The 5,684-nt window shown below is 72.1% G+C and carries 4 protein-coding genes; 2 read left to right on the top strand and 2 right to left on the bottom strand.

Annotated features, from left to right (window positions below; translation table 11 throughout):
• Window positions 1–44: 44 nt before the first annotated feature.
• Window positions 45–1,346 carry an ABC transporter substrate-binding protein gene (locus ACR9ZG_RS17610; protein ID WP_481286146.1) on the bottom strand — a complete coding sequence of 434 codons (1,302 nt, stop codon included), beginning with the start codon at window positions 1,344–1,346 and terminating at the stop codon, window positions 45–47.
• A 138-nt stretch (window positions 1,347–1,484) separates the two neighbouring features.
• Here ACR9ZG_RS17610 and ACR9ZG_RS17605 point away from each other — a divergent pair, with 138 nt between their 5' ends.
• Window positions 1,485–3,563 carry a beta-galactosidase gene (locus ACR9ZG_RS17605; RefSeq protein WP_481286145.1) on the top strand — a complete coding sequence of 693 codons (2,079 nt, stop codon included), beginning with the start codon at window positions 1,485–1,487 and terminating at the stop codon, window positions 3,561–3,563.
• A gap of 19 nt (window positions 3,564–3,582) precedes the next feature.
• On the opposite strand, the gene ACR9ZG_RS17600 is transcribed toward ACR9ZG_RS17605, so the two are convergent.
• Window positions 3,583–4,245, bottom strand: coding sequence for a TetR/AcrR family transcriptional regulator (locus tag ACR9ZG_RS17600; protein WP_481286144.1), 663 nt, complete (start codon window positions 4,243–4,245; stop codon window positions 3,583–3,585).
• Between the two features lie 96 nt (window positions 4,246–4,341).
• Here ACR9ZG_RS17600 and ACR9ZG_RS17595 point away from each other — a divergent pair.
• On the top strand, window positions 4,342–5,684 hold a 1,343-nt coding region (locus ACR9ZG_RS17595; RefSeq protein ID WP_481286143.1), incomplete at its 3' end, for an amidohydrolase.

Genomic DNA, 5,684 nt, shown 5'->3' with positions numbered 1-5,684 from the left:
CGGCAGCGTCAGATGTGTATAAGAGACAGGCCCCGCCCTGCTGGCTACTTGACGGTGAAGCCGGACTTCTTGAGGTCGGCCGTCGTCGTGGACTGCATCGTCTCGAGCGCCGCCTCGAACTGCGCCGGGTCCTTCGACTCGGCGGCCTTCGCGAACGCGTCGGTGTACGCCGAGTATGCGACGTTGACGTTCGGCCCGTAGGTGAACGACGAGACCTCGGACGACGCCTTCGCGGCGATGTCGAAGAAGTCGGACTGGTCGGAGAAGAACGCCGGCGGGGCCGTGAGCGCGTCCTTCGACGCTTTCACGTCGGCCGGGTAGATGTTCGCCGTGCTGACGAGCGCCTTGACGGCCTCGGGGTCGGTGTTCAGCCAGGTGATGAACTCCATGGCCTGCTTGGGGTGCTTCGACTGCGCGGTGACCGCGGTCGACGAGCCGCCCCAGTTGCCGTTGGACGGCGTGGACGCGTCCCAGTTCGGCAGCGGTGCCGCCGCCCACTTGCCCTTGGTGTCGGCGGCGTTGCCCTCGAGCACGCCGGGGCCCCAGACCGAGCTCACCCAGCCGACCTGCGTGCCGGTGTTGAGTGCCGTGTTCCAGGCGGGCGTGTACATCGGCTGGTTGTCGATGACGCCCTCCTTCACGAGTCCGCCCCAGTAGTCGGCCACCTTCTTGCTGGCCGCCGAGTCGATGTCGACGCTCCAGGCGTCGCCGTCGACGCCCCACCAGGAGGCGCCCGCCTGCTGGGTGAGGCCGGCGAACCAGCCCGGGTCGCCGGAGGAGAAGGTGCCGAGGAACTTCGTCGGGTCGGAGGAGTGGATGGCGCGGGCGTCCGCGGCGTACTCGTCCCACGTCGTCGGCGCCTTCAGGCCGAGCTGGTCGAAGATGTCCTTGCGGTAGTAGAACATCATCGGCCCGGAGTCCTGCGGGACGGCGTAGACGGCGTCGCCGCCGAGCGTGACCGCGTTCCAGGCCCCGTCGGTGAAGTGGTCCTTCAGCTCCGCGGCGCCCTGGTCCTTGAGGTCGGCCAGCGCGTCGGCGGAGACGAGGGTCGGGATCTTCTGGTACTCCGCCTGCATGATGTCGGGAGCACCGCTTCCGGCCTTGACCGCGGTGAGCAGCTTGGTGACGGCGGCGTCCCCGCCGTCCTGCTTGTTCACGGTGACCTGGATGTCGGGGTGCGCCTTGTTCCAGATGGCGGCGACCTTGTCCATGTTGGGGGCCCAGGCCCAATAGGTGAGCTTGACGGGTCCGGAGCTGTCCGATCCGCCGTCGGAGCTGCACGCGGCGGTGGTGAGGGCGAGGGCGGCCGCCAGAGCGACGGCACCGACCCGGAGTGATCTGCGCAAGGTGTCTCCTCGTTGAGTGCGACTGTGAGCGGTATCAGTCATACACAGCCGTGCGGCTCGTGTCAACACGGGCGCATCTGCTTTCCAGCGGTGTGACAGGTGTGCTAGAACTGGGAGCGCACACAGTCAGGAGAGGCAATGTCGCACGACGCACTGTCGGTGTCCACCACGTCAGCACCGCAGCACCCCACCGAAACCCGCCCGGCCGCCGCCCGGCCCGTCTGGCCGCGCGGCACCACGGCGCTGCGCTTCGGCGGTGACTACAACCCCGAGCAGTGGACGCGCGAGACCTGGCTCGAGGACATCGAGCTCATGAAGCGCGCCGGCATCAACCTCGTGAGCGTCGGCATCTTCAACTGGGGCCTCATCGAGCCGCGTGAGGGCGAGTACGACTTCACCCAGTTCGACGAGGCGCTCGACCTCCTCGCCGGAGCCGGCATCGACGTCGACCTCGGCACGCCGACCGCGTCGCCACCCGCCTGGTTCTGGCGGACCTACCCGGACTCGCGCCCGGTGACCAGGGAGGGAGTGCCGCTGGCCTTCGGCTCGCGCGGCATGGCCTCCCCGAGCTCCCCGGACTACCGCCGCGCGGCGGCCAGGGTCACCGAGCAGCTCGCGCGCCGGTACGCCTCCCATCCCGCGCTCGCGATGTGGCACGTCCACAACGAGTACGGCGCGCCGATCAGCGAGTCGTACGACGAGCACTCGGTCCGCGCGTTCCGGGCGTGGCTGCAGGAGAAGTACGGCACCCTCGACCGGCTCAACGCCACCTGGGGCACCGCCTTCTGGGGGCAGCGCTACCAGAGCTGGGACGAGATCGACGCCCCGCGCCTCGCCGCCACGGTCACGAACCCGGCGCAGCGCCTGGACTTCGCCCGCTTCACCTCCGACGCCCTGCTGGAGTGCTTCGTCGCCGAGCGCGACATCATCCGCCGGCACACGCCCGAGCTGCCCGTGACCACGAACTTCATGGCGACCAACTGCCCCTCGGTGGACCTGTGGCGCTGGGCGCGCGAGGTCGACGTGGTGGCGAACGACCACTACCTGGTCGCCGAGCGGCCGGACAACCACATCCTGCTGTCGATGGATGCCGACCTCACCCGGTCGATCGCCGGCGGCCGGCCCTGGATGCTGATGGAGCACTCCACCTCGGCCGTCAACTGGCAGCCCCGCAACCTGGCGAAGCGGCCGGGCGAGCTGAAGCGGAACAGCCTGGCGCACCTGGCGCGCGGGGCGGACGCGATCATGTTCTTCCAGTTCCGCGCGTCGCGCTCCGGGGCGGAGAAGTTCCACTCGGCGATGCTCCCGCACGCGGGCGCCGGGTCCAAGGTGTGGCGCGCGGTGGAGGAGCTGGGCGCCGACCTCGCCGCGCTCTCGCCCCTGCGCGGCAGCACCGTCACGGCGCGCGTCGCCATCCTGTGGGACTGGCAGTCGTTCTGGGCGCAGGACCTGGAGTGGCGGCCGTCGGTCGACATGCGGCACCGGGAGCGGATCGAGGCGTTCTACACGCAGCTGTGGGAGCTCGGCGTCACGACCGACTTCGCTCACCCTGAGGCCGACCTCTCGGGGTACGACCTCGTCCTGGCCCCGAGCCTCTACCTCGTGTCCGCGGCGGCCGGGAGGAACCTCGCCCGCTACGTCGAGCAGGGCGGCCGGCTGCTGGTGTCGTTCGGCAGCGGGCTCGTCGACGAGAACGAGGCGGTGCATCCCGGCGGATTCCCGGGCCCGCTGCGCGAGCCGCTGGGGCTCTCCGTCGAGGAGCTGTGGCCGTTCCCGCTCGGCGAGACGGCGACGCTCGACGACGGCGGCACCGCCGATGTCTGGGCCGACGACATCGTGCTCGGCACGGCGCAGCCGGTGGTCCGCTTCGTGGACGGCCGGGCGGCCGGGCTGCCCGCTCTCACGCGCAACGTCTACGGCGCCGGCACGGCCTGGTATCTGTCGACCCGGCCGGATGCGACGACGCTTCGCCGCATCCTGGAGGACGCGCTGGCCGAGGCCGGTATCGCCGTGGATGCTCCGCCTGCCGGCGTCGAAACCGTCGTCCGGACCTCGGAGACCGGCTCGTGGCGCGTGCTCCTGAACCACAACGCGACCGACGTGACCGTGCCCGCGCACGGGGTCGACGCGCTGTCGGGTGAGCGGCTGGAGGGTGAGGCCACGATCCCCGCGGGCGGCGTGCTGATCGTCGCGACGGAGGCCGCGGGCCGCGACTGACGGCCGGGCGATCACCGCGTCAGCGCGTCGCCCACATCCGCAGTCCCGCGACCAGCGCGGCGAGGCCGATCTCGAAGGTCCGGTCGGTCGGCCGCCGGCCGGCCTCCGCGCCCGCCTGCTCCCGCCGCACGCGCTCGGCCTCGGCGAAGCGCGGGTAGCGGGGTGAGTCGGCGCCGGGCGACATGTTGTCGTCCGGGGCGAGCGCGTCGAGGGCGGAGCCGATGATGAACGACTCGATGGCCACGATGACGTGCACGATCGCGGCGGTCGGCCAGCCCTCCCGTTCGAGCCGCGCGGCGAGCGCCTCGTACTGGACGAAGGACTCCTCGTCCGCATCGATCGGGAGCACGGCGAGCAGCGTGATGGCGCCTGGGGCGCTGAGCAGCGCGTCCCGGTAGCTGCGCCCCCACGCGCACAGCGCGTCGTCCAACGGCTCGACCGCGAGCAGGTCTGCGTCGATCAGGGAGCCGATGTGGGCCCGCATCGCGCGGATCACCGCGTCGCGGCCGTCGAAGTGGTGGTAGAGCGCCGAGGTCCTGACCCCGAGCGAGGAGGCGAGCGCCGTCATCGTGAACCGGTCCGGACCGCGGTCGCCGGCCAGCCGGAAGGCGGCCCGCAGCACCCGCTCCCTGGTCAGGACGGGCTTCGACGGACGCCCGGCGCCGCGTTGCGTGTCGCTCACGTGCTCTCCTCGATCTTGCGGCGCCGGGCGATCCCGCCCTAAGTTATTGAAAGCCTTTCAATAAACCCTCCGCCGCACCAACGAAGGTAACGCGCCATGCTGCTCTCCGCCGACTCCATCGTGACCGGCGCGCGCATCCACACGATGGATGAGCGCCACCCCGTCGCCGACGCCTTCGCCGTGCGTGCCGGTCGCATCCTCGCGGTGGGGGACGCCGCGGCGATGGCGGACTACCGCGGCCCGCGCACCGAGGTGCACGACCTCACCGGCCGCACGATCACCCCGGGGCTGATCGACGCCCACCTCCACCCCGTGCAGGGCCTCGGTCTCACCGCAGGCATCGACCTCGGCGGCATCGTCACGGCGGATGCCATGCTCGCCGCCCTGCGCACGGAGGCGCAGCGCGCGGTCGCCGAGGACGCCGACCCGTGGGTGCGCGGCTGGAACGTCGACTACGACGTGTTCCACCACCTGCCGCTCACCGCCGCCGCGATCGACGACGCCGTGCTGGGGCTGCCGGCCCTGCTGATCCTGTTCGACGGCCACACCGCGCTCGCCAGCACGGAGGGGCTGCGCCGGGGCGGGATCGTCGGCGCGCGTGACGTCGCCGACACCTCCGTGATCGTCACGGATGCGGCGGGGGCGCCGACGGGGGAGCTGCGCGAGCTGCCGGCCTACGAGCCCGTCCGCCTCGCCGCACCGGCACCGACCGCCGAGCAGACGCTGAAGGCGGCGCACGAGCTCCTGCGCGGCCTGCGCTCCTCCGGGCTGACGGGCGGCTGCATCATGGACGGCGGGTCCGCCTCCCTCGACCTGCTCGCCGCGCTCGACGACGGCCCCGGCCTCCCGGTGCGGATCGTGACCGCGATCGACCACGAGCCCGGCTTCGACGACGAGCGCACCGCCGCCAACCTCGCGCTGCGCGACCGGTCCGGTCCGCGCTGGCGCAGCGGGCTCGTGAAGCTGTACGCCGACGGGGTCGTGGAGACCGGGACCTCCTGGCTCTACGAGCCGGACACGGCCGGCGGCGGCCTCGCCCCGTTCTGGAAGGACGTGGCGGCGTACGCCCGCACGGTCGAGCGCTACGCGCGGGCCGGCTTCCAGGTCGCGACGCACGCGATCGGCGATCGCGCCGTGGGCTCGGTGATCGACGCGTACATCGCCGCCGGCGCGCTCGCCTCGACCGGCGTCCCGCACCGCATCGAGCACCTCGAGACCGTCGCCGACCGCGACGTCGCCCGGCTCGCGGCCGCCGGGATCACCGCCTCCATGCAGCCGCTCCACATGCAGTGGCGCAAGGCGGACGGCAGCGACGACTGGTCGCGCCGCCTCGGCCCCGAGCGCGCAGGCCGCGCCTGGCGCGTCCGCGACATGTGGGCGTCCGGCGCCCCCGTCGCGCTCGGCTCCGACTGGCCGATCGCGCAGAATGACGCCAGGAT

The organism is Leifsonia sp. KNZ12-8B (assembly GCF_056755495.1).
Note: the sequence above shows the minus strand (reverse complement) of the source record. Positions and strands in the feature narration are given on the sequence as shown.

Coding starts and splice junctions, on each gene's coding strand:
- ACR9ZG_RS17605 (WP_481286145.1), top strand. CDS start 1,485: ATGTCGCACGACGCACTGTCGGTGTCCACCACGTCAGCACCGCAGCAC.